The organism is Paraburkholderia acidiphila (assembly GCF_009789655.1).
Taxonomy (GTDB): Bacteria; Pseudomonadota; Gammaproteobacteria; order Burkholderiales; family Burkholderiaceae; genus Paraburkholderia; species Paraburkholderia acidiphila.
Genome location: NZ_CP046911.1, coordinates 1126869 through 1150276, shown reverse-complemented (window position 1 = coordinate 1150276; position 23408 = coordinate 1126869). Strand labels below are relative to the sequence as shown.

21 protein-coding genes and 1 pseudogene are annotated in these 23408 nt (G+C 62.9%); 12 read left to right on the top strand and 10 right to left on the bottom strand.

All coding sequences use genetic code 11. The features are described 5' to 3' along the window. Positions 1–57: 57 nt before the first annotated feature. Positions 58–1290 (bottom strand): annotated as a pseudogene (locus FAZ97_RS29435) (formylglycine-generating enzyme family protein); the annotation flags it as partial. 424 nt (positions 1291–1714) lie between these two features. Between FAZ97_RS29435 and FAZ97_RS29430 the strand changes: the two are divergent. The 9 genes from FAZ97_RS29430 to FAZ97_RS29390 all read left to right on the top strand — a co-directional run bounded on the left by FAZ97_RS29430 (position 1715) and on the right by FAZ97_RS29390 (position 13455). Beyond that, on the top strand, positions 1715–2140 hold the full coding sequence (locus FAZ97_RS29430; RefSeq protein ID WP_158762246.1) for a DUF4399 domain-containing protein: 426 nt from the start codon (positions 1715–1717) through the stop codon (positions 2138–2140). Between the two features lie 51 nt (positions 2141–2191). Next, on the top strand, positions 2192–2617 hold the full coding sequence (locus FAZ97_RS29425; RefSeq protein ID WP_158762245.1) for a DUF4399 domain-containing protein: 426 nt from the start codon (positions 2192–2194) through the stop codon (positions 2615–2617). A gap of 324 nt (positions 2618–2941) precedes the next feature. Then, positions 2942–3220, top strand: coding sequence for a hypothetical protein (locus FAZ97_RS29420; protein ID WP_158762244.1), 279 nt, complete (start codon positions 2942–2944; stop codon positions 3218–3220). A 245-nt stretch (positions 3221–3465) separates the two neighbouring features. Further along, positions 3466–4800 (top strand): efflux transporter outer membrane subunit, encoded by a 1335-nt coding sequence (locus FAZ97_RS29415; RefSeq protein ID WP_233271931.1) that lies wholly within the window; start codon positions 3466–3468, stop codon positions 4798–4800. A gap of 177 nt (positions 4801–4977) precedes the next feature. Next, a complete protein-coding gene (locus tag FAZ97_RS29410; protein WP_158762243.1) occupies positions 4978–6840 on the top strand; it encodes an FHA domain-containing protein in 1863 nt (620 codons plus the stop codon). Then, positions 6818–8248, top strand: coding sequence for an HlyD family efflux transporter periplasmic adaptor subunit (locus FAZ97_RS29405; RefSeq protein ID WP_158762242.1), 1431 nt, complete (start codon positions 6818–6820; stop codon positions 8246–8248). The genes FAZ97_RS29410 and FAZ97_RS29405 overlap by 23 nt, the downstream gene beginning before the upstream one ends. 48 nt (positions 8249–8296) lie before the next feature. Then, on the top strand, positions 8297–9049 hold the full coding sequence (locus FAZ97_RS29400) for a peptidylprolyl isomerase (RefSeq protein ID WP_158762241.1): 753 nt from the start codon (positions 8297–8299) through the stop codon (positions 9047–9049). A gap of 18 nt (positions 9050–9067) precedes the next feature. Next, positions 9068–12139, top strand: coding sequence for a peptidase domain-containing ABC transporter (locus tag FAZ97_RS29395; protein ID WP_158762240.1), 3072 nt, complete (start codon positions 9068–9070; stop codon positions 12137–12139). Next, complete coding sequence (locus tag FAZ97_RS29390) at positions 12136–13455, top strand: sigma-54 interaction domain-containing protein (RefSeq protein WP_158762239.1); 1320 nt, start codon at positions 12136–12138, stop codon at positions 13453–13455. Before FAZ97_RS29395 ends, FAZ97_RS29390 begins: the two co-directional genes overlap by 4 nt. A 638-nt stretch (positions 13456–14093) precedes the next feature. Here the strand turns inward: FAZ97_RS29390 and FAZ97_RS29385 are convergent. Together FAZ97_RS29385 and FAZ97_RS29380 are read right to left on the bottom strand one after the other, a co-directional pair. Beyond that, positions 14094–14813, bottom strand: a complete 720-nt coding sequence (locus tag FAZ97_RS29385; RefSeq protein WP_233271870.1) for a PP2C family protein-serine/threonine phosphatase — start codon at positions 14811–14813, stop codon at positions 14094–14096. A 68-nt stretch (positions 14814–14881) separates the two neighbouring features. Then, complete coding sequence (locus tag FAZ97_RS29380; protein ID WP_158762237.1) at positions 14882–15178, bottom strand: hypothetical protein; 297 nt, start codon at positions 15176–15178, stop codon at positions 14882–14884. A gap of 478 nt (positions 15179–15656) precedes the next feature. On the opposite strand from FAZ97_RS29380, the gene FAZ97_RS29375 reads away from it, so the two are divergent. Beyond that, a complete protein-coding gene (locus FAZ97_RS29375; RefSeq protein ID WP_158762236.1) occupies positions 15657–16121 on the top strand; it encodes a lecithin retinol acyltransferase family protein in 465 nt (154 codons plus the stop codon). 58 nt (positions 16122–16179) lie between these two features. Further along, the gene (locus FAZ97_RS29370) at positions 16180–16422 is read left to right on the top strand and encodes a hypothetical protein (RefSeq protein WP_158762235.1); all 243 of its coding nucleotides are present in this window, start codon (positions 16180–16182) and stop codon (positions 16420–16422) included. Positions 16423–16424: 2 nt separating this feature from the next. Here the strand turns inward: FAZ97_RS29370 and FAZ97_RS29365 are convergent, their stop codons facing one another. From FAZ97_RS29365 to FAZ97_RS29355, 3 genes are all read right to left on the bottom strand, one after another. Then, positions 16425–16640: a hypothetical protein gene (locus FAZ97_RS29365; protein ID WP_158762234.1), complete on the bottom strand. Its 216-nt coding sequence runs from the start codon at positions 16638–16640 to the stop codon at positions 16425–16427. 127 nt (positions 16641–16767) lie between these two features. Next, positions 16768–17040, bottom strand: coding sequence for a hypothetical protein (locus FAZ97_RS29360; RefSeq protein ID WP_158762233.1), 273 nt, complete (start codon positions 17038–17040; stop codon positions 16768–16770). A 93-nt stretch (positions 17041–17133) separates the two neighbouring features. After that, positions 17134–17409 (bottom strand): hypothetical protein, encoded by a 276-nt coding sequence (locus FAZ97_RS29355; RefSeq protein WP_233271869.1) that lies wholly within the window; start codon positions 17407–17409, stop codon positions 17134–17136. Between the two features lie 530 nt (positions 17410–17939). Between FAZ97_RS29355 and FAZ97_RS29350 the strand changes: the two genes are divergently transcribed. Then, the gene (locus FAZ97_RS29350) at positions 17940–20054 is read left to right on the top strand and encodes a serine/threonine protein kinase (protein WP_158762232.1); all 2115 of its coding nucleotides are present in this window, start codon (positions 17940–17942) and stop codon (positions 20052–20054) included. A gap of 72 nt (positions 20055–20126) precedes the next feature. Here the strand turns inward: FAZ97_RS29350 and FAZ97_RS29345 are convergent, their stop codons facing one another. The 4 genes from FAZ97_RS29345 to FAZ97_RS29330 all read right to left on the bottom strand — a co-directional run bounded on the left by FAZ97_RS29345 (position 20127) and on the right by FAZ97_RS29330 (position 23365). Continuing rightward, positions 20127–20822, bottom strand: a complete 696-nt coding sequence (locus FAZ97_RS29345) for a phosphatase PAP2 family protein (RefSeq protein WP_158762231.1) — start codon at positions 20820–20822, stop codon at positions 20127–20129. 255 nt (positions 20823–21077) lie between these two features. Beyond that, a complete protein-coding gene (locus FAZ97_RS29340; RefSeq protein ID WP_158762230.1) occupies positions 21078–21479 on the bottom strand; it encodes a DUF1488 family protein in 402 nt (133 codons plus the stop codon). A 147-nt stretch (positions 21480–21626) separates the two neighbouring features. Further along, complete coding sequence (locus FAZ97_RS29335; RefSeq protein ID WP_158762229.1) at positions 21627–22124, bottom strand: hypothetical protein; 498 nt, start codon at positions 22122–22124, stop codon at positions 21627–21629. Positions 22125–22636: 512 nt separating this feature from the next. Next, positions 22637–23365 carry a pentapeptide repeat-containing protein gene (locus FAZ97_RS29330; protein WP_158762228.1) on the bottom strand — a complete coding sequence of 243 codons (729 nt, stop codon included), beginning with the start codon at positions 23363–23365 and terminating at the stop codon, positions 22637–22639. Between the last annotated feature and the right edge of the window lie 43 nt (positions 23366–23408).

Below are 23408 nucleotides of genomic sequence, written 5' to 3'. Positions count from 1 at the left end.
GGCAAATTCAAGGAAGCGGCTGTACGCTTGCCTGCGAGACTTGCAACGTTTGCTGCGCTATTTCATGTCGCGCGCTACGCGAAAACCATTGGCTTCGTAGCGAACGCTGCTGTCGTATTTGAAGCGCGTGGCGGCGAGCATATAGCCCGCGCCGTCGCGCCATGATCCGCCGCGGATCACGCGCGTCTGGCAGTTGGGCTCGTCCCATGAGTGGCCGTCGTTCGGGGCGTTCTTGTACGAGTTGTGCCAGCAGTCGCTGACCCATTCCCAAACGCCTCCGGCCATGTCATAGAAGCCAAACGCATTGGCCGCAAAAGAGCCGACGTCGTTGGGCGCCTCGACGTGCCACGGGGGCCCGCAATCCTTGCAGTTCGCCGTGCCCTTGCGCATGTCGTTGCCCCACCAGTAGCGCGTTTCGGTGCCGGCGCGCGCCGCATATTCCCATTCCGCCTCCGTCGGCAGGCGGTAGGGTTTGCCGCTGATCTTCGAAAGCCATTTGACGTATTGCTGCGCGTCGTCCCAGCTCAGATCGCGTACGGGTGCATTCGGCGACGCATTGTTCTCGGTCGACAGGTGCGGGCACGCGCTGGCGGCGACGCATGCGTTCCACTGCGCGACCGTGACCGCATATTTCGCGAGCGCAAAGCTATGACCGATCGTGACACGGTGCGCGGGCCGCTCCGATACGTCGTCGTTGTCGATGCCCATGGTGAAGTTACCAGGCGTCACCGCGATCAGCACCGGACAAGATGGGCAGTCCTGAATGTCGTGAGGACCCGGTTTCGAAATGGCGGGATTGCCCTTCGCAGCCACTGCGGCGGCGGCCGTCGCTGCCGCGGTGGCCGCTGCGGGAGGTGCGGAGGCGGGCGCGGCCTTCGTCTGCGCGGCTGGCGGGGCGGGCGGAGGGGGCGGTGCCTTTGCCTGGGATGCGGGTGGCGGTGCGGGCGTCGGTGCGGGCGCAGGCACGGGCGCGGCGGCAGCGGGGTTGCTGGCCGGGTGCATGGCGGACGTTGCGCTCGCAGCGGACGCCGCAGCCGGTTTCGACGCCTCCGCGCGCAAACGCGCGAGGCGCGCCTGTGCGAGCGGCGCGAAGCGCCCGTTCGGATAGGCCTTGAGGTATGCCTCGTAGTCGCTTGGGTATTGACTGTCCTTGATCGAATTCCAGAACGTGATTTCGTATTCCTGGGAGGTGTCTTTCGGCATCAGGCCCACGCGCACGATCGCGACGCCATAGCGCTGCCGCGCGGCGCTGGCCGCTGTGGTCCGCACGTGCGCGCCAGGGGTGGTTGCATACCCACCGGCGTCTTGCGGCTCGACCTGCGGCTGCGCGCGAGCCTGAGCCGAACGGTCATGCGCAGCCGGCGCGGCTGAACGCAGCGTCGAGGTCAGGCCGAGCGAGATCAACAGGCACACAGGCAACACTAGCTGCCTCATGTTCGTTCTCCCTATCAGATGCCAGCTGAAGTGCCAGCCCAGGCATCATCGTCTTTCACTGCCGACAGTGCGCTACCCCGCTGCGGTCGCCGGCCGCCGCCGGCCCCGGCACTGCCTGCGCACAACTACAAAATAGCACGCACGCCGGGCGATGCTGTAACTCGGTGGCAAGCGCGTGCGCCACGCCGATTTATCTCCATCCGCATGAATCCGACCTAAGCTGTAGAACACGCACCGAACTCCAAAGCCGTGCGCCGTCTGCCGAACGAGGAGCACGAAGATGCAACGACGAGCAACCCTGCTGGCCCTGGCAGCGGCCGTTCTGATGCCGCGCCTCGCGTTTGCCGAGCGCACCCCTTCGCCGCCCGGCGCGGAGGTCTACATCATCTGGCCGCCGGATGGCGCGACGATCCCTACCGGCAAGTTCTGGATTCGCATGGGGCTGCGCAACATGGGCGTCTGCCCCAAGGGGATCGACAAGCCGAATACCGGCCATCATCACGTGCTCATCGACACGGACCTTCCGCCGCTCGATCAGCCGATCCCGTCGGATCGCAATCATCTTCATTTCGGCGCGGGCGAAACCGAAGCCCGGATCGAGTTGCCGCCGGGCAAGCACACGCTGCAGTTGCTGATGGGCGACTACAGGCACGTGCCGCACGATCCGCCGGTCTACTCGAAGAAGATCACGATCACGGTGAAATAGCCAAGGACATCCGTCTTTAGCCGCAGCGCAAAAGAAGCGGGAGTGCATGCCATGAACAGGTTCCTCGTTTTTGCTGCCAGCCTCGTGCTGCTCGCGGGCGGTGCGGCGCATGCAGGCACGACGCCGGCCGACCCGAACGCGCACGTCTATATCGGCTGGCCCAACGACGGCCAGGTCATGCCGGCCGGCAAGCCGTTTCGCGTGTGGTTCGGGCTGCGCAACATGGGCGTGGCGCCTGCCGAAGTCGAGTTTCCCAATACGGGCCACCATCATTTGCTCGTCGATACGGACTTGCCGCCAATGGACCAGCCCATTCCCTCCGATCGCAATCATCTGCACTTCGGCGCCGGCCAGACCGAAACGACGCTGCAGTTGCCGCCGGGCAAACATACGCTGCAGCTACTGATGGGCGACGCGCACCATGTGCCGCACAACCCGCCGGTGTATTCGAAGAAGATCACCATTTACGTTAAGTGATCCATACGATTCCTGCGGCACGTCATGATGCTGCACTCAATGTTTGCGACGCTTTAACGGCACGCTGCCCACCTGTGTTAGCAGTTCGCCAACACAACTCGAATCACGAGTTGGCGCAAACCCATCACACCCCACGATCAGCGAACGCGCCTCGCTGCGCGTGAGACTCCGGATATTCCAGAACCCTCCTTATGCAGCGGGCGATGCGCCGCGTTGCGCTCGCACGCTCGCGCACCTGGCATGTCTCATGCCTTGTTGGATCCGAGCCCGCAACCTTGCAGCTCAAAACTCAACACCGTTGCATTCCTTTTCTGGAGAACTGCCATGAGCAAGCTGATGATTGCCGACCTGAGCGTCGCACAAGAACTCGACAGCCGTGAAATGAGCGCCGTGCACGGCGGCGGCCTGAGCTTCGGCCCGCTGCCCATCCTCTATCCGAGCATGCCGACCGTGAAGGTCAGCAGCACCAACTTCACCGCCGAGCAAGTGATCGGCCAGACCAACAGCATCGCGAGCAACACGGGCAACGACGTGGCGTTCGCGACGGGCATCGCCTCGTCGACCAACCCGATGCAAACGGCGCACAACACGATCAACTTCTGATCGTGCCGCCAGCCGTGGAGGCTTACCCGCCTCCACGGCGCCGCCCACCACCGCATCCGCTGCCCACCGCTCTTTCGCCACACTCCTCGGAGTCGATCGTGAACACACTGCTCTCGCCGTCCGCCGCAAACGTACAAGGCGGCGCGTCGCGCTGGCTGACCCGTTTGGTCGGAACGGTAGGGTTGTGTGCCGTGGCGCTGTGCGGCTGCACGGATCTGAGCACGCCGGCGTACCGGCGCCCCGGCATGCCTGAGAAGGACGCGTGGGCGCACACGAACCGCACGTTTTCCGCGGCCGATACGGTCAATCCGCAGTGGTGGAAAGAGTTCGACGATCCCTACCTGAATACACTCATTGAAAAGGCGATTGCGGGCAATGTCGATATCCGGGTGCTGGCGGCGCGCATTGGCGTGGCCGGCGCGCAGATCGGGGAAGTGCAGGCCGGTGCGCTGCCCACCGTCGACGCGGGCGCGGGTATCGATTATGAGAAGAGCACGGGGATAGCGCTCTCGAAGACCTACAACGTCGCCACGCAGGTGAACTGGGATATCGATATCTGGGGCAAAGTCGAGAAAAGCGTGCAGGCCCAAAAAGCCGAGTATCACGCTACCGAAGCGGATTGGCGTGCAGGCTATTTGACGCTCGTTGCGAATGTGGCGAGCACTTATTTCCAGATCCTCCAGTTTGACGATCAGATCCGCGACGAGGAAGACACGCTCAGAAGGAACAAGCTGATTCTCACCATCTACCAGCAGATGTACGCAAACGGCGTCGCGCCGAAAACCGAAGTGCTGCGCCAGGGCGCCGAAGTCAATGGCGTGGCGAACGAACTGCTGGAGCTGCACCGCGAGCGCGATACCGCCGAAAACGCGCTGTGCACGCTGGTCGGCGTGCCCGCCGGCGAGTTCAGGATGCCGGCGGGCCAGTTGCGCGAGCGCGTGAAGCTGCCGGACGTGCCCATGGGCTTGCCCGCGCAGTTGCTGGGCCGCCGCCCCGACGTGGTGGCCGCGCAGTACCGCATTCTCGAATCGTATGATCAAGTCGGTTCCGCGCGGCTCGCGCAATTGCCGACCCTCAGTCTCACGGGCCGCGCCGGTACGGCCGCGTTCTCGCTTTCCGATCTCTTCAAGGTGTTCACGTTGAGCTTCATGCCAAGCATCGATTTCCCGATGTTCGACCCGAGCGTGCACGCCCACATCAAGACGACCGAGGCCGAGAGCAAGGTTGCCGAGGAGCAGTATCGCCAGGTCGTGTTCACGGCGTTCGAAGAAGTCGAGAACGCGCTCGTGAATCTCGACGCGCATAAAAAGCAACGCATCGAGTTACTGCAGCAAAACGAGCGTCTGCGCACCGTCGCGGCGCAGGTCGAGGCGCAGTTGAAAGAGGGGCTCGTATCGCAGCTCGAAGTATTGGAGTCCGAACGTTCGCTCGCAAACGCCGAACAGTCGCTTTTGGCCAACCATGAGCTGATCCTGAGCGACACTGTCACCCTCTATAAGGCAATCGGCGGCGGCTGGCCCGACGTCGATGTGGCCAACGTGGCCTCGAATTCCGCTGTGTCCGCAGCGCCGGTCAAGTGAGCGCGTTCGTTGCGGCGGTGCACGCCAGTTGTTTGACTCCAGCCAACAGTCGCCTACACTTTTCTAACACCCCGATCGCCCTGTGCAAGGCGCGCGGCTTCTCACCGAGAGTCGGTGCGCACGCGGCGCTTGCGCCACGCGCGGCCTGGCTGACAATTGCTGATCGCTGGCGGAATCATGGTGCCTGACGCCGCTTCCATGGCCGAGAGCCAGACGTCGCTCGACCGGACGTTCGATATCGTGCTGCGGCCGATATCGCATACGGAGCTGGGCGAGATCCGCATCGACAAGGACCTGTTCGCCGTTGGCCGGACCCAGCCGCCTTTTGCCGCGGCGCGGCCGGACGTCGTGGTGGATGTCTCGCGCCGTCACGCGCGCATCTTCCGCGAGGGCGCGTCGGCCTATGTGGCCGACCTCGGCAGCAAGAACGGCACGGCGGTCAACGGTATCGAAGTCACCCAGAAGCCCCATGTGCTCAACGACGGCGACGAACTCAGCTTTGCGGGTGCGCTCGCGTTTCGTGTGAGTTTCGCGCCGCGCACGGCGCACGCGGCCGTGCGGGCCACCGTGGTGACGCTCACGCCGGAGCGCGCCGATCTCGGCTTGCAGCAGATCGTCGTCACGAGTTTTCCGTTCCTGATCAGCAAGGCCGACGAGACGTTCTCGCAGTATCACGACGCGTTTCCGCATCAGGTGAACTATTTGTCGCGACGTCATGCGCACATCTATGCCGAAGACGACGCGATGTATGTCGAAGACCTCGGGAGCACCAACGGCACGTTCCTCGACGGACAGCGGCTCGACGATCACGCAGTCCGGCTCGAAGACGGCCAGCGCATCGCATTCGGCGGCGAGCACTTCGTCTACCGCGTTGGCCTCGAAAACACGAGTGTGAGCGATGCCACCGTGACGGCGACGCGCGAGCGCCGCGCCAACGTGCTCGCGGAAGACGCCGACCGCACGACCTTTATTGGCAGCGCGCACTCGTTTCTCGACATTTTCTGCACGCCTCCGGCGCCCGCACAGGACGACGAGATCAATCCCGATGCGCCTCCACCCGCACCAGAACCGGGCCACGACGCGAGACGCCGGCGCGGCCGCATCGAGGTCTTCCTTAGCGAGTTGAGCGAAGCGCTGGGCGGCAGCGGAAAAATCAACATGGGCGCGTTCGCGCGGTGGGGCGGCGGCGGGATCGCCGTGATCGTCGCGCTCGTTGCCTTCACGTATTTTCAGGGCGCGCCACAACGCGACATGCAGGCCCTGCTCACGAGCGGCCAGTTCGAAAGCGCGGCGCGCATGGCCGATCAATACCTCACGCGTCACCCGAACGACACCACGTGGCGCACGATGGGGACAGAAGCGCTCATCAAGGCGAACGTGCCCGACTGGGTTGCCGCGATCAACGCGCGTGCGTTCGATCGCGCGCGCGCCATCGTGCAAGACATGCGCACGCTGGCGCGCCACAATCCGGACGCCGCGCCGCTCGTGGAAAACATCGGCTGGATCGGCGCGCTTCAGTCGTTCGTGCAAGGGCGGGGCGGCCCGCTTGCGCCGATTCGCATCTACCGCGACGAAGCGCCGATCCACGCGCTAACGAGCCGCTGGAGCGACGATCCCGGCGAGCATCAGCGTGCGTTCGACCGTATCTCCGCGTATGTGCCGGCGTTCGCCGCAGTGTATGCGGACTCGCTTAGCCACTTGCGCAAGCTGCAGAGCGACGACTCGGTTTATGTGGCTGCGCTCGACCGTATCCATGAGGCCGTCGACAGCGCACTCGCGAGCGACCGTTTCGACGCGCTCACAGCGATGCTGAGCGATTATGCGCAGCGCTATCCGCGCCTCGCCGGGCTCGACGCCGTGCGCGACGACGTCGACCAGTATCAGCAGATCGATAGCGAGGCGCATGCGGGCCACGTGCAAGCCGTGCACGACCGCCTGGCTGCCGCCCACTTCTCCACGCCGCCGTTCGCCGCCCATGCGGGCACGCTCGAAAAGCTTGCGCAAGCGGGAGGGCACGATGAATCCGTCCCCGCTCATTGAGCGCGTGCGCAAAGCGTTCGGCAGGTTTGGCGCGCATGCGGCGCCTGAACCGCCGCGACCGCTTGGCGAGGCGTTGGGGGACCACAGCGAGGAGGGCGTTGCGATCCTCACCGCGCGCCCATGGCGTCTTATCGAAGCCACGATCATCACGATGGTTGCGCTCGCGGTGTGTGCGCTCCTATGGTCGTTCGTCGGGCGCGCCGATGTCATTGTCAGCGCGCAGGGGGCGCTTGCTCCGGAGTCCGAAGTGCGCCGCATCTACGCGCCGGTGGATGGCGAGCTCGTGGACATCTATATCGCCGAAGGTCAGCCCGTGGAGAAGGACGACGTGATTGGACGCATCAACGCGCGCGGAGCGATCCAGGCGGCGACCAACGCGCTCGACGCGCGCCTGAAGCTCGACGACGCCGAACGCGACTGGAAGGAGTTTCCCGAGAAGAAGGCGCTGATGGAGCGCAAGGCCGAGGCGCTCAAGGCGCAGATGGACGTTGAAGAGCATATGCATCAAACGCGCGTCGCGGAAGGCACGAGCAAGATTCAGCAGGCAGAGAACGCCCAGCTCGACGAAGCGCGCGGCAATATAGATAATGCGCGCCACGTGCGCGACCTCGCGAAGGAAGATCAGGACAAATACGAGCGCCTGATCGCGCTGCCTGGCGGCGGCGGCGTGTCGCAAAGCCAGGTCGACGAAAAGCGCAGCGCGTTCATCCAGGCCGACAATAATTACCGCATCGCGCAGGCGCGGCTCACCGAACTGCAGGCGCAAACGAGCCACGAGTTCGCGCAGGCGAAGGCGCAACTCGAAGGCAGCGCCGAACAGCTCACGTCGCTGCGGATCGAATACGACGCGACCGAGCGCGAAATCGCCAATACCGAGGACAAGCTGCGTCTGCAGGTGCAGACCGCACGCCTGGCGGCCGACGCCGCGGCACGCATCCGCTTCGAGAACATCGACAAGGACAACTTCCTGCTCGTGCTCGCGCCGGTTTCGGGCGTGATTACGGACGTGACGACGACGCAGCCCGGCGACAAGATCCAGGCGAACACGCCGCTCGGAGGCATTGCGCCTGCCAATGCGCGCCCCGTCGTGAAGGTGGCGATCGCGGAGCAGGACCGCGCGTTCCTGCATGAGGGCTTGCCTGTCAAGCTCAAATTCAACGCGTTTCCATATCAGCGCTATGGCGTGGTGGACGGCACGCTCGAATATATTTCGCCGACCACGAAGCCGCAGGCGCAGACGAAGGAGCCGGTGTACGAAGGGCGCGTGCGTCTTGCGCGCGACCATTTTTCGATTGGCGGCGCGACGTATCCGCTGCGCTACGGCATGACGGCGACCGCCGAAATCGTGGTGCGCGAGCGGCGCCTGATCGATTTCGCGCTGGACCCGTTCCGGCAAATCGCGGGTTGAAGGCGCAAGCCCGCCCAGAATTCGGGTATCAGAACTCAGGGGAACGCAATGACGACAATCGTACGGATCGACGATGAAGCGATCGGCACGGAAGATTTCATCCGCGTGCTGAAACTCACGGGGCAGTTCGAAAGCCTGGTCGAACAGCAGGTGCGCGACCGGCTCACGGTCATCGCCGCGAAGAAAATGGGCGTACAGGTGGAGCCCGACGAAATCCAGCAGCGCGCCGACCAGTTTCGCCGCGTGCGGGGTTTGCACCGCGCGGCGGACATGAACCGCTACCTCGATGTGTTCGGGATCAGCCTCGACGAATTCGAGGGCTTCATTACGGACACGCTCTATCAGGAGAAGACATTTAACCTGATCTGCAACGACGAGGCAGTCGAAAGCTATTTCAAGCTCAACTCGCCGAAATTCGACAGCATTGAAGTGAGCCACATCGTCGTGGATTCGGAAGGCAAGGCGCGCGAGGTCATGTCGATTCTGGAGGACGAACCGCAGGCGTTCGGCGAAATGGCGCGCGAACATTCGATCGCGGACACGAGCGAGCGCGGCGGCGTGATCGGCAAGGTGTTGCGGGGGTCCCTGAAAACGGACATCGAGGCGAAGGTGTTCAATGCGCAGGTGGGCGACCTGCTCGGCCCGTTTCCCGCGCCGGATGGCTCGTTCTTCGAGATTTTCTGCGTGACCGCAAAGCATCCGGCGTCGCTCGAAGCGGATGTGGCTTCCGAGGTGCGGCGGCTTTTGCGCGAGGAGTGGCTTGCGGAGCGCGCGCAAGAACACATCATCGACGCGCACTGAGCACGCAGAGCCACGCTGATGGACACTCAGGCGCCCGCACCGGCCAGCGCACCTTCCCTGGCGGACTTTCTCGCATCGGTCGAACCGCTTTCGCTCTTTTCGCGCGAAGAACTCGACCGGCTTGCCGCGCAGGTCGAAACGCGCAGCTACGCATTCGGCGACACGCTCTGCAAGCGTGGCGAGCCCGCAGCCGGGCTTTATGTGATCCGCTCGGGCTCCGTGCGCCTGATTGCCGAAGAGCGCGGCAAGGAAATGAGCCTCGGTGTGCGCAAGGAACGCGAAGTGTTCGGCGAGATCGCCATGCTGCGCGATTACTGGCACGAAGTGTCGGTGCGCGCCTCGGCGAAAACCGAGGTGCTGTGCATCCCGCGCGCCGCGCTCGAACCACTGCTCGCCGCGAATCCGGCCGCGCAGTCGTTCGTGACGAGCTATGTCGCGATCAGCTCGGCAGGCGGCTTCGTCACGCGGCTTTTCGATCTGCGCGGCAAGCTGACGCGCGCCGAACTCGAAGAATATGTGTCGAGCGTGGGCGTCAAGCGTGTGAGCGCGGGCAAGGAGATCATTCATCAAGGCGCGAGCGGCGACATGCGCCTGTATGTCGTGCGGCAGGGGGAGGTCAACATTGCGCGCGAGGAAGACGGCACCGACTATCAAATTGCGAAGCTCGGCGCAGGGGAGATTTTCGGCGAACGCGCGTGCCTGCTTCGCCAGGATCAGCCCGCGAGCGTCACGGCGCTCACCGATGTCCGGCTGCTGGTGATACCCGAAAAGACCGTGCACTTCATGCTGGAGCGCAATCCCAAGTTGCGCGAGGTGCTGGAAGAGCGCGTGCGCTTCAACGAGCGCGAATTGCAGCGGCAGAAGAAGCTCGCGGAGCGCCGCAGCCGCCCGGTTGCCGTGGACAGCGGCGCGGACGCGAAATTCAGCGAGCGCGTGGTCAAGCGTTTCGTGCTGGTCGAGCAAGCCGAGGAGATGGACTGCGGCGCGGCGTGCCTCGCGATGATCTGCCGCCACTACGGCATTCCCATGACGCTCGGCAAGCTGCGCGACCTCGCGAACGTGACGACACAGGGCGCGACGCTAGAGAGTCTCGCACGCACGGGCGAGGCGCTCGGCTTCACCACGCGCGGCGTGCAGTGCACCTATGAAGCGCTGCAAGGCTTCGAGCTGCCCTTTATCGCGCACTGGGAGGGCTACCACTATATCGTCGTGTACGGCGTGTCGAAGCAGTGGGTGCGGGTGGCCGACCCGGCGCTCGGCTTTCGCAAGCTGAGCGTCGAAGCATTCGAGCGCGGCTGGAATGGCACGTGCCTGCTGTTCACCGCGAGCGACACCACCGGCGCGCAGGCGGCGACGCGCTCGCCGTGGGTGCGCTTCATCGGTTACTTGCTGCCGTACCGGAAAATACTCGCCCACCTGTTTCTCGCGACCTTCGTGATCCAGCTGCTGGGCGTGGTGCCGCCGCTCATCATCCAGAACATTCTCGATAGCGTGATCGTCCATCAGAACGTGAGCCTGCTGCATCTCCTGATCGTGGGACTCATTATCTCGCACGTGTTTACGCAGCTCATGACGACGATACGCGCGCATCTGTCGAACTTCATGGTGCGCAGTCTCGACTTCGCGATGATGTCGCAATTCTTCAAGCACACGATGTCGCTGCCGTTCTCGTTCTTCGCGCGCCGCAAAACGGGCGATATCTTCGCGCGCTTCCAGGAAAACCAGACGATACGCGCGTTCCTCACTGAATCGACGGTGACCACGGCGCTCAATCTCCTGATGATCTTCATCTACTTCACGATCATGTTTCTCTACAACGTGAAGCTGACGCTGCTGCTCATCGCGTTCGTCGTTCCCATCATGGCGCTCACCGCCATTGCCACGCCGCGCATCAAACGCTATGCGCGCGAGGTCTTTTCGGTGTCCACGGACGCGCGCTCCATGCTGATGGAGACGCTCGGCGGTGTCGAAACCGTGAAGGGCATGGGCATAGAACGAGCGGTGCGTCTGAAGTGGGAGCGCAAGTATGCGAAGTCGCTCGAAGTGCAGTATCGCGCGCAGGCATTCAACATTCTGGTGGGGCTCGGCAGCCAGTTGCTCAACGCCGCCACCACGATCGTGATTCTGTGGGCGGGCGCCACGCTCGTGCTCGATCAGGAGTTGAGCATCGGGCAGCTCATTGCGTTCAACGCGTTCATGGGCAGCGTGCTCGCGCCGCTCATGGGACTGGTCGGGCTATGGAGCCTCATGAACGACGCGGCGGTCGCGATGGAGCGGCTGGGCGACGTGCTCGACATCGAGCCCGAGCAGAAGCCCGCCGACCTCGGCTCGCGCGTGCTGCTGCCGGACCTGCAGGGCGATATTGAGTTCGACGGCGTGTACTTCCGCTATGGCGGCAACGAAACGCCTTATGTGCTGGAAAACATCAGCTTCTCGGTGGCACGCGGCCAGATGGTGGCGATCGTGGGGCGCAGCGGCTCCGGCAAGACGACCCTCGCGAAGCTGCTGGTGGGCTTCTACGCGCCGACCGAAGGCAAGATCAACGTGGACGGCTACGACATGAGTGCGATCGACCACGCGTATTTCCGGGCCCAGGTGGGCTATGTGATGCAGACGAACCTTGTGTTTTCCGGCACGATTGCCGAGAACATCGCCTGCGGCGACGCAACGCCGGACTGGCGGCGCATGGAGGAAGTGGCGCGCATGGCCGACGCGCATGCGTTCATCAGCAAGATGCCGCTTGGCTACGAGCAGGTGGTGGGCGAGCGCGGCATGGGCCTTTCGGGCGGCCAGATCCAGCGCCTTTGCATTGCGCGCGCGCTTTATCACGACCCGCGGCTGCTCGTGTTCGACGAAGCGACCTCGTCGCTCGACACGCAGTCGGAAAGCAACATCCTCTCGAACATGCACGACATTCTGGAGGGCCGCACGGCGCTCATCATCGCGCACCGGCTGAGCACCATCATGCGGGCGGACAAGATTCTCGTGCTCTACGAAGGCGCTATCGTGGAGCAGGGGCGGCACGAAGAACTCGTCGAGCGCAAGGGCATGTATTACCAGCTTGTTCAAAAGCAGCTGGGGGCATCATGAAACTCTTCGACCCGCATGGATTCGGCAGCTCCGTGGTGTCTTATGCGGGGTTGCTCGAGAAGATCGAGATCCTGCGCTCCACGCTGCGCTGGGCGCCGCGGCTCGAGCGCACCGATATCGAAAAGCTCTTGAACCAATCGAACGCACTGCGCGACGAAGTCATGCAACTCTCGCGCAAGGAGCGCTTTGTCGAGGCGGCGGCCGAAGCGCCCGAGGCGCTCGATGCGCTCGCGAAGCCAGATGCCCTCGCGCCTTCCGCGCACCGGCGGCGCGAGGCGCTCATCGAGCGCAGCTTCATATTCGAAGGCATCTTCGGCGACAACCCGAAGCTGCTGGCCGCGCTGGAGATCGCGGAAAAGGCGGCGCCGACCGACCTGCCCGTGCTGATCGACGGCGAGAGCGGCACGGGCAAGGAGCTGATGGCGAAGGTGATCCACGCGAACGGTGCGCGTGCCGACCGGCCGTACATCTCGGTCAACTGCGGTGCGATACCCGAGAACCTGCTCGAATCGGAATTGTTTGGGCATCGCCGAGGGGCGTTCACGGGCGCGTCGAGCGATCGCAAAGGGAAATTCGAAAGCGCGCATTCGGGGACGATCTTTCTGGACGAGATTGGCGAGTTGCCGCTGCAGGGACAGGTGAAATTGCTGCGCGTGCTCGAATCGCACGAAATCCAGCGGGTGGGCTCCGATGAGCCCATTGGCGTGGACACGCGCATTGTTGCGGCGACCAATCGCAACCTGCGTGAACTTGCGGCGCAAGGGCTGTTTCGCGAGGATCTCTTTTACCGGTTGAGCGTGATTCATGTCACGCTGCCTGCGCTGCGCGAGCGCAACGACGAAATTCCGCTGCTCATTGCGTATTTCGGTGATGAGGCTGCTGCGCAGCTTAAGCGCCGGCCTCTGAAGCTCACGCCCAAGTTGCGCGATTTTCTGCTGACTTACGCTTATCCGGGGAATATTCGCGAGTTGCGCAATCTCGTGTACCGGTTGTCGTGCCTTGCTGGCGATACTGCCGATATCGAGCATTTGCCCGACGATATTCGGCCTAAGCCTGCGGCGCTCTCGCTTCGTGCAGTCGAGGCCGAGGCGGCTGGCGCGCCTTTATCGCTTAGCGATGCGAAACGTGCCGCGAGTGACGAGGCTGAGCGCGCGTTTCTCGAGCGCGGGTTGCTGGAGACCGGGGGCACGGTGGCCGAGCTTGCCCGGCGCTGCGATATGAACCGGTCGCATTTGCAGATGCTGCTCAAGAAGCATGGCATTCATTCGAAGGACTTTCGGCATGCCGAGAAGATGAATCATGGGAAGGAGTCGTGAGCCGGTTTGGTTGTCGTGGTTTTCGCTGTTTTGGCTTTTCCTTGTTTTCGCGGCGGTACTTCATGCGTTGCCCCTGTGCGGGGCGGCACCTACTTTTCTTTGCAGCGGCAAAGAAAAGTAGGCAAAAGAAAGCCGCTCAAACCGCCAGCGCCTGCCACCGTTCACCCCGCACCACCCCACTTGAATGGCTCCGGAGCGTCTGTCACCTCGCACCACCAAACTGAGTGACAAGGCGCTCATCCTTCCGGGGGCGCTACGCGCCCCGAAGGGCATTACAAAAAAACGTTTGGGTGCGTGAGTTCTCACGAATGCGCTTGCTACCCTTCGGTTTTCCGGTGTCCCTCGCAGACCCGGCCGCTGCGCGCGTAGCGAGCAGCGGGAACGGATGAGCCCTTTGTCACTAACGAGAATGGTGCGAGGTCACAGACGCTCCGGAGCCATTCAAGTGGGGTGGTGCGAGGTGAACGGTGGCAGGCATTAGCGGTGTGAGCGGCTTTCTTTTGCCTACTTTTCTTTGCCGCTGCAAAGAAAAGTAGGTGCCGCCCCGCACAGGGGCAACGCATGAAGCACCACCGCGAAAACAAGTAAAGCCCAAAGCAGCGCGGAACCGCGCCAACGACAACAACCCACCCCCACACTCACCGCCCCACAGCAGGATTCACAAGCGTCCGATCCGACGCCCCAGGATCATCCACCCTCACAACCACGGCAGTGATATTATCGCGCCCCCCGGCCTGCAGGGCCATCTCCACGAGCATGTCAGTAGCCAGCTGGCAATCGCCGGCCTCAAGCGCCCGCACGATCTCGGGCGCCTGAACCTCATTGCTCAACCCATCGCTGCAAAGCAAAAACAGGTCTCCGTCACGCACGACAATGCGGCCTTCATCCAGATCGAGCCAGTCTGCCGCCCCGACGGCCCGCGTGATCAGATGCTGCGACGGATGGTGGCGCGCCGCTTCGGCGCTCAAATGCCCCTGCGCCTGAAGTTCCGCCACGTAACTATGATCCGTCGTGAGCGGTTCGAGCTGCGCATCGCGGTACAGATAGATGCGGCTGTCGCCCGCCCATAGCCAGCCAAATTCGCGCCCCCTCGCCATCAGCACGGCAACGGTGCTGCCGATCATGCGAACCGCGCGCCGCACCGCTTCTTCGCGCAACTGGTGATTCACCGTCTGCAACGTGCCGCGCGCGGCGGCCATGAAGCTCGTGAGTGTGTTGGGGGCGGCCAGGCCACCAAGCGAGCGCACGATCATGCCGCTGGCAAAGTCTCCCGCCGTATGCCCGCCCATGCCGTCGGCCACTGCCCAAAGGCCCTTCTGGGGCAGATCGAGACATGCATCTTCGTTGAGCGAGCGCACACGCCCTACGTCCGTGCGCGATGCCGAGCTCCATAACAATCCGCCTGCCACGATCGAGCCTCCATAGGCTACGCGACGAGTCCGTTATTTTTTCCGTTCTGGCCCACGCCTACTGTCACGTTCGAATTGGACGCGGAATTGGTCACGTCGAGCGTCTGGTACTGATTGATCACCTGATTCGCGTAGAACGTGTTGTTGGTCTGGTAGAGATTGATGATCGATCCGAGCTGCTGGGAAGGCTGCGCGGGCTCGTAGGGCTGTATCCAGCCGAATACCCACGGCGCGCCTGCGCCCCGGATGAACGACATGGCCTTGCGATCGAGATCGCATTGCAGGTGAAGGTCGGTGATGGCGAGCGAGGTCATGACAAAGTCTCCGTCAAGATGATAGCCGCGGGCACGCGGCGTTCCGGCCATACCTCGCAAGCAGCATGCCATTTTTTGGTGGAACGCGGCGCTCGCGCGCGCAGGCGCGGTGTGGCTTGCCGCATATGGCGCTGCGCTCGCTAAGCGCGGTCCGCCCACGTCCACGCCTCATCGGTCCGCGCTCCAATGGTCGTGCGCTTGCCAACACGCAGGGTGCCCGTTGTCATCAGGACACCGACACATACCCAATCCCCTCTCTTGAGCCGGTCCGGCGTCGAACTGCCGGTCCGGCGCCGACACATTCGAAGCGTTCGAGTTGGCGCGCAGCCGACACAAGGGGCGCCCACGCATGCCTGTCCTTCCGCTGCGCCTTATAGAACCGTGATCGCTCGCCTGGCATGTCTGATGCAGGATAGTTGGCAACCGGCAAACCGTTGAACAGCACGGAAAGCCAGCAACCAGCCAGGCGGATGCAGCCATGAGCCCCGAACTTCAATCGACGTCGCACACACAGGAGCCGCCGCTCGGCGCGCATCTCGTGTCGCGTCGCGCGGGCTACAGCCATCACGGTATCTATGTCGGCGCCGGGCGTGTCGTCCACTACGCCGGGTTGTGCGTCTCGCTGCATCGCGGTCCGATCGAAGAGGTCTCGCTCGAACGTTTCGCGGCAGGCTGCGAAGTCGCCATCGTCGCGCACCCGTGCGCGGCCTTCGTGGGCCGCGAAGCGGTAGCGCGTGCGCGTTCGCGTCTGGGTGAAGACCGCTACCGCCTGCTCAGCAACAACTGCGAACACTTCTGCACCTGGTGCGTGGACGGCAAGGGCCGCAGCGAACAGGTCCGCGCCTGCATTGCCCATCCGCTTGCCGGCCTGCGCGTGGTTCGCGCGCTGGTTCACGCGCGCCGCGAACATGCCCACGACACGTACGCCGCACAGGCGGCGTGAACCCCATTTTCCGCCGACGCCGATACGCCGCGCCACGCCACTTGCTTCGGAGACCATCATGAATTCCGCCGACACTTCCCTGCGCACCCTCGTCGACAAGTGGCTCGCACCCAATGCACGTGTGCCGGCCCGCGTGGTGCGCTTTAGCCGCACGCAGCAGCAACGGCTGCGCTATGTCTGCGTAGAAGCGGTGCATCCCGCACGCACGATTGCAATCTTCTTCTTCCGCCACGACGACGGTACGTGGTGCGTATTTCCGCCTGCCAGCACGCGTCCGGCCATGACCGCGCGCGCTGCGTGAAATCAACGCAGCAATGTGGGGCGCGGCCGCATCGCGGTGACGGTTGCCGGCCCACGCCGCGCGGGCGAGCCTTCGATCTCCACACGTACGCCGATGAACGGCCGTGGTACGAGTAGCGTGCGCTGCGCGGCGACGCGGGCGCCGCCCGCAATCGCGGCCATCGCTTGCCTGTCCAGCTCCACGCTTTCCGGAAGGTCCTTGATGACGATAATGCTCATGGTCCGCTCCACGAGATCGAAGGGGATTTGATGGGTGTCGTTTGAGTATAGGCGGTGCTGCGATGCCCACGTCAACAAGCAGGCGGCGCCTCGCGGCGCCGTCTGCTTGTTCGCTTCGCGGCACGGGCTAAAACAGCACGCCGGTGTTCGCGTATTGCGAGGGATTGACCTTGAGATTCAGCGGACCAAAACCCGCGCCGATATACCCGATGTTATTGAGCGCGGCGACGTCGACCACCTGAACCTGCGAGATGTTCTGCACGATGTTGGGCGACACGTTGATATTGGCGATCGGGCCATAGCCACCGTACGCGCTGCTGCCGCCGCCGCGCACGGCTGTCATGGCGCGGCGGTCGAGTTCCGTTCCGGGAGCCAGCTCGCGGATAACGAGAGAAGTCATGATGAGCCTCCAGTTGATGATGAATGGGGCGAGTGAAGCCGGGCGCGACACACGGAGTGCAGCAGGGGTGGGGTCGCGCCGCTATCTGGACGATCAGAAGTTGATCGTGTTGTGGGCCGTCTGCACCGGGTTGACCGTTGCATGGATGTTCGACGCGAAGGCGACGTCGTTGCCCACGTTGTTCACGATGCTGTTCGTCTGACCGATGACTTGTTCGGCGGTGAAGTTGGTCGTGGTGGACTGGAAGGTCGGCATCGACGGATAGTAGCCGGGCCAGAGGCTCAGGCCGCCACCGCCGCGCACGGCGCTCATTTCGCTGTGGTCGAGTGCTTGCGCGACGCTCAGGTCGGCGATCATCAGCTTGCTCATGATAGTTCTCCAGAAGGGCTAAACAGGGTAGTTGGCGAATGAGCTGCAGTATGTTGCGGGCTCGCTCCTCTTAATGCACAGGTTGTGCCAGCGGCCTCGCGGTCGACTCACTTGACGCTGAACGCCTTGTGCGGCGGGGCTTCGCGCCTCGCGCTCGTGCGTACGCGGCGCAGGCGGCAGCGCTTACGCGCGAAAACGCTGATGGCGCAGGCCCAACAGCGCGCGGCGAGGCCGTTGGATTCGGAGCAACATGCGTGAGTGCGAGGCCTGGTTCAGGCACCGATTGCACTGCGTGCGGCAGCAGACTAATCTTTCATCAGACCTTGTTGTATGGTGGCTGGCGCACGCCGCCCGAGTTCACGGTACGCGCAGATTCGGCGGCGACTCTGTATGCTTTAAGGATGACGAGACCACGTTTAAACGGGCTCGGCGAAGATCGGGGCATGCGGCCAGACGCGGCGCGATCGTGCGCCGGGAACCTGTGACGAAAAGCGCCTCGGCCATCCTGAAGCTGAGTTGAAGGCATACGAATGATGAGCCTTGCGCAGCTGATCCAGACATTCCAGAGCGGGGCGCTTTCACGCGACGCGTTCTTCGCCGAGATCGACCACGTGCTCGCGGTCGACGCGGCCAATTGCGCTCGTTTGCGCGAAGCCGTGGACGCGACGCAAACCGTTCATCCGCTGCCGGACGCCGTGTATGCCGAGGTTCTGCGCCGCATCGAACATCGCCAGGACAACACGGGGGCCGTGGACGACTCCACTCGCATTCATGAAGCGCTTGCCGCTGCGCGTTCCGCCACGACAGGCGACGAGTCGGAGCACGTGAAGGGCATTGGCGACACGCTCAACGGACGCTTCGTGCTCGAAGAATGTCTAGGCGTGGGCGGCATGGGCACCGTCTACAAGGCGCTCGATTTACGTAAGCTCGAAGCGTCCGACCGCAAACCTTATATCGCGATCAAGGTGCTGAACGTGCAGTTCCGCGGCCAGCCGACTTCGCTGATCGCGCTGCAACGCGAAGCTCGCAAGGCGCAGACGCTCGCGCACCGCAATATCGTCACGGTGTATGACTTCGACCGCGACGGGCCGCTCGTCTACCTCACGATGGAATATCTGTCCGGCAAGCCGCTCAGCAAGCTGTTGCGCGCGCCGGGTTTCGCGGGCATGTCGTTCGAGAAGGCGCGGCCGATCATTGCCGGCATGGGGCAGGCGCTGGCTTATGCGCACGAGCGCGGCTTCGTGCATTGCGACTTCAAGCCCGCCAATGTTTTTCTCACCGATGGCGGCGACGTGAAAGTGATCGACTTCGGCATTGCACGCGTATTTCAGCGGCCCGAAGAAGATCCCGACGTTACCGTGTTCGATCCCGCGACGCTTGGCGGCATCACGCCCGCCTATGCGAGCCCGGAGATGTTCGAGCATCGCGAGCCCGACCCGCGCGACGATGTCTACGCGCTCGCCTGTGTGACCTACGAACTGTTGACGGGCAAGCATCCCTTCAAGCGGAAATCGGCTACCCAGGCACGCAGCGAAAAGATGCGCGCCGAGCGCCCGGAAGGGCTCGATCGCGGCCAATGGCGCACGCTGAGCGCGGCGCTTTCGTTCGACCGCGCCTCGCGCACGGCGAGCGTCACTCAGTTTCTCGAGGGCATGGGCGTGCTCACGCATGCGCCGGTGTTTTCAGGCGCCCGGGTCGGTGCCGTTGGCGTGGGGGCGATCGTCGTCGCCGCGGGTTTGTGGGCGGGGTACCGCGTGCTTTCCGGACCAGGGCGGACGGGCGCCAATCCCTCCGTGGCGGCTATCTCCACCAGCGCCACCAGCACTACCGGCGCCACCAGCGCGTCCGCAAGCGCAACGAAGCCGGCCCCGGAAGCCGCCGCCTCGCCGGTGCTTGCCGCCGTGCCTGCGGCCGTGGTCGCGAGCGCGCCTGCCGCGAGCGCGGTTGTGGCGGCTCCCGTGGCCGACGTCGCGTCGATCGCCGCGTTGAATGCGACGCTTGCACGTATCCCTTGCTCGGCGCTTGCGGCGTCGCTGCCCGGGCAAGTGATCCAGCTGCGTGGTTTTGCCAACGGAGGCGAAGCCATGGCGCATGTGCACGACGCACTAGCACAAACGCCGGGAGGGCAGGCCGCGAAACTCGATGTGACCGCGGTGGAAAACCACAACTGCGAAGTGGTGAGCGCATTTGCGCCGTACTGGCGCGCCAATCGTCTGGCGGGCGGTGGCGCGACGATCCGTACCGAGCCGCTCGACGCGCACCTCACGCAGGGCATGCCGCTCATCGTCGATATCACCACGCCGCACTACGACTCATACGTCAACGTGGATTACTTCGCGCTCGACGGCAGCGTCGTGCATCTGGTTCCCAGCAATGTCGAGCGCGACAACCAGGCGCCGCCTGGGTTCTCCGCCAAAGTAGGCGGTTCGGGATACTGGCTCGTGGACAAGCCATTCGGCACTGAGATGATCGTTTTGCTGATCACGCCCGCGCCGTTGTTCGATGGGCTGCGTCCCGCTTCCGAGTCTCGCTCGGCCTACATTGCAGCGGTTGCGCAGCAGTTGAAGCAGATGGAAGCGCGCTACGGCGCGGGGCACATCGTTGCTGATTTTGTGCAGATCACGACCCACGCGCGAAGCGATTGATGCATAGCTGTGCCAGCTTCACACGATTGATCGGTATTAATCATATAGTAATCCGAATGAATACGGAGTCGATCAACTCGCTGCATGCAATACAGAATGGGCGAGCCGCAGAAGATCGTCGAACTGCGTGACCAACTCGAAACACAGCATAAATCCGAGCGCCACGGCAGGACCGGGATAGCGCATGATGTAGCGCATGGCGGGTTTCACCGTGCGCCTCCTCACGGCTCTGCGCGTCATGATCCAGGTAATCACGACGCCTATCAGGGCGCCGGCGAGCAGATCGGTCGGGTAGTGATACCCCAGGTACGCGCGCGGAAAGCACACGAATACCGCGACGGCCAAAAACGCCAGCACGCCAATGCCGCGCCACACGATGAAGATGCCCGTGGCAACCGCCATCCAGAGCATGGCGTGATCGCTTGGAAAGGAACTCCAGTTCATCAGTCCGGCAAACTGCACGGGCGACGAGGCGAAATGCAGATGAAGCTCCGGTGTGAATAGCGGCCGCTCCCTGAACGGCAGGCAGCGCGCCAGCAGGCGTCCTACCGTGAGTGCAATCAGCGCACTCGCCAACGTGGCGAGCACGATTTCACGGCGCCAGTCGCGCCGCTCGTTCGGCTGGACCCAGATCCACCACAACAGCGGTATCAGCAGATAGCCCTTGAAGGTATAGAGATCGGCAATCACGACGATTGCATGATTGACCTGAGGGGAAAACTGGAGTTGGGTGAGGGCTCCCAGAATGACGGTATCGAAGCTGTTCATTATTGTGGCCATCCCGCAGATGAATTCTTCAGAAGGGCGGTTTCGAACTGAATCCTCAACCGCCTCCGTGCCACATACGCAAGGCGTCGTCTTTGTATTTTTGAGGCCAGCGCACACGGTGAAAGGCTTTCGTAGCAGTGAGCCGCTGCGATGCAACTTCGATCGTGCGCATGTTGTGTGCCTTCGCTCACACTGCAGTGCGTCAAGGGTCCGGCGCCTGGCGCGTTCACTGGCCTTTCATTGCGAAGCGCGTATTCACCTTCGCGCGCTTCCCGCTTCGTAGACGTACCTGAGCGCGGGCACGCGCGTGCTGGTGCCTGGCGTATCGTCGTATCGGACAGTTCCAACGATACCCCTGTTGGGGCATATGTCTACCCCGGTTGTTCCCGGCTTGCGCAGGCAGTCTCGCAAGAAAAGCTGACAGCGTCCGGCGGAGAGACGGTGCGGAAGAACTTGTCTTGTGATTGATTCGATCTCCTTCCTATGTGTTGCGAAAGCCGCTAACAGTCCGGCGCGACCCGCACGCGCGCGAAAATAATCTTCAAGCGCCTCCGGCGATATTTCGCACATGACCCATGCGCCGTCGACGAAGGCCCGATACCGGACCGTGCCGCTCGCATAGTAGAAGGGATCTTCTTCTGGAAATTGTATGAGCACGATGGCTTACCTCTTTGACTTCCGAGCCTGCCTTCAAGCAAAGGGCGTTCCCCGCACGTCTGAAGAAGCGTGGGGATGCGTATCACGCGTTCGCCGGTTGAATCGAAATCAATTGTTGAATCGTTCGCATCGAGTGATTGAGCCGCGCTAGTTGTTCTGCTCGGATGGCGCGCCGCTGCTGTGGGGAGGGGACAGCGGTCCGTAGCGAAGATGTTGCGCAACCGAAATGGGGACTTTGGGCGAGAACATGCCGGCGATCGTGAGCGCGTAGACGATCGCGGCGACGCCAGCCACAACGCGCACGGGTCTCGCGACTGCCGAATGGCCAACGACGATGTTGAGGTAGAACCAGAGGCCGAGCAGGGCGAGCAACAACAGGCGCGGTATGGGCTTGAATCCGTCGCACCCGACTTCGATGATAGACCACACGAGCGCCGCGACAAGCGTGAAGAAGACGCTCCACAGCCCCGCCGCCCGGCTTCTCACCATGAGCGTGCCCGAGCCCATCAGTGCGAGGCCGGTGACGACGTAGTAGGGCGTAGAACCCATTGCGACGAGCCAGCCGCCAAGCACAGCGAAGGCGGCACCTAGCAGTACCAGGACTTCTCCCGTCTCGGCAGGAGAGGTCTCGTGTCGGTTCGACATAGAAGAGCCCCCGCTCATGCAAATGTCTGGCAATCAGCGCTCATGGCAACGCGCTTCGCTTGTGATGCAATCGCTGTACCCTCTCGAGCGAGATGAGAACCTTCACGCGTCGGTGTAAAGGTGCGGGCGTTATTCGTTTGATACACAGCGCCACGCTTTGGTCTCAGGCGGCAAACGAAGTCACCTTTAAATATAGCTTCGCGGCGTGCCTGCAAAGCGCCAAAGATGGTAAGAACTTATTTCGGTTTGATTCCAAATCAACCATATGAACTAGTGAAACGGCGCAAAACGCAGATGAAATGACGAAACGCGTGTTGACATATCTACGAGTAGCTTGTGTAGAAATGGTGCGCGTCGCGCCGCTTATCTTGAATCGAAATCAAAATGGGAATGGTGATTCCGCGAATTGCGCACTGGCTGACACGCTTCGTCATGGTGCAATGGGAGTTCCCGCCAGTGTGCACTGGCGTTGGCGTTGGTGAGAAACGGCTGGCGCGTGCCGGCCAGCTGCCTTACATCACCCGTACTCCGCAGTCTCCAACCAGCATTACCGCCTGATCGACGGAGAGTATCGTGCCTTTGAGATGCTGAAGTACGTCGACGATGCGAAAACCACTTAGGTCTACAGAGCGTAAATCGGCACCGTCGAAGCGACTGTTTCGCAGTTGTGCGTTGCTGAGGCTGCCGCCTTCGAATACAGCGTCGCGAAAGTCGCAGTCGGACAGATCCGCGTCGGAGAAATTCAGCGCCTCGAGGGTTTGCTTGCGAAACGAGAGCCCCCGCAGATCTGCGCCAACGAGCAGGGAATCGTGAAAGCTAAGTCCGAGCGTGCGAGTATCGACAAAGCGGGCGCCCGTGAGCTTGACCTCGGTGAACGCGGCTGATGCGAGTTTCGAGCCGGTCCAATCGGTATTGTTAAGATCGCTCCGGCAGAAACGCGCATCACTCGCATTGGCGTAGCGAAACCTTGCGGCAGTGCACTTGCACGCCAACCAACGGGTTCTGGAGAGTTCGCAGTGCTCCATGAGCGCATGCTCGAAGTTGCACTGTGAGAATCGGGCGGCTCGGAGGTCGAGGTTGGAAAGATCTTCGCCGCTGAAATTGCAGTGCTCGAACGTCGGTTCGTCACCGCATTCTCGAAGCACGCGGGTCAGCGCTTCGCGATCGAACGTCAATCCGCTGAACAGCGGTCTTTCTCCCGTTCCTTCCGCATTTAACGGCTCGTTTGTGTTGCTGCGCATGTGGGCAGGCTCCTCGTCTAGAGGGGTGCGCAGCGTCGTGTCC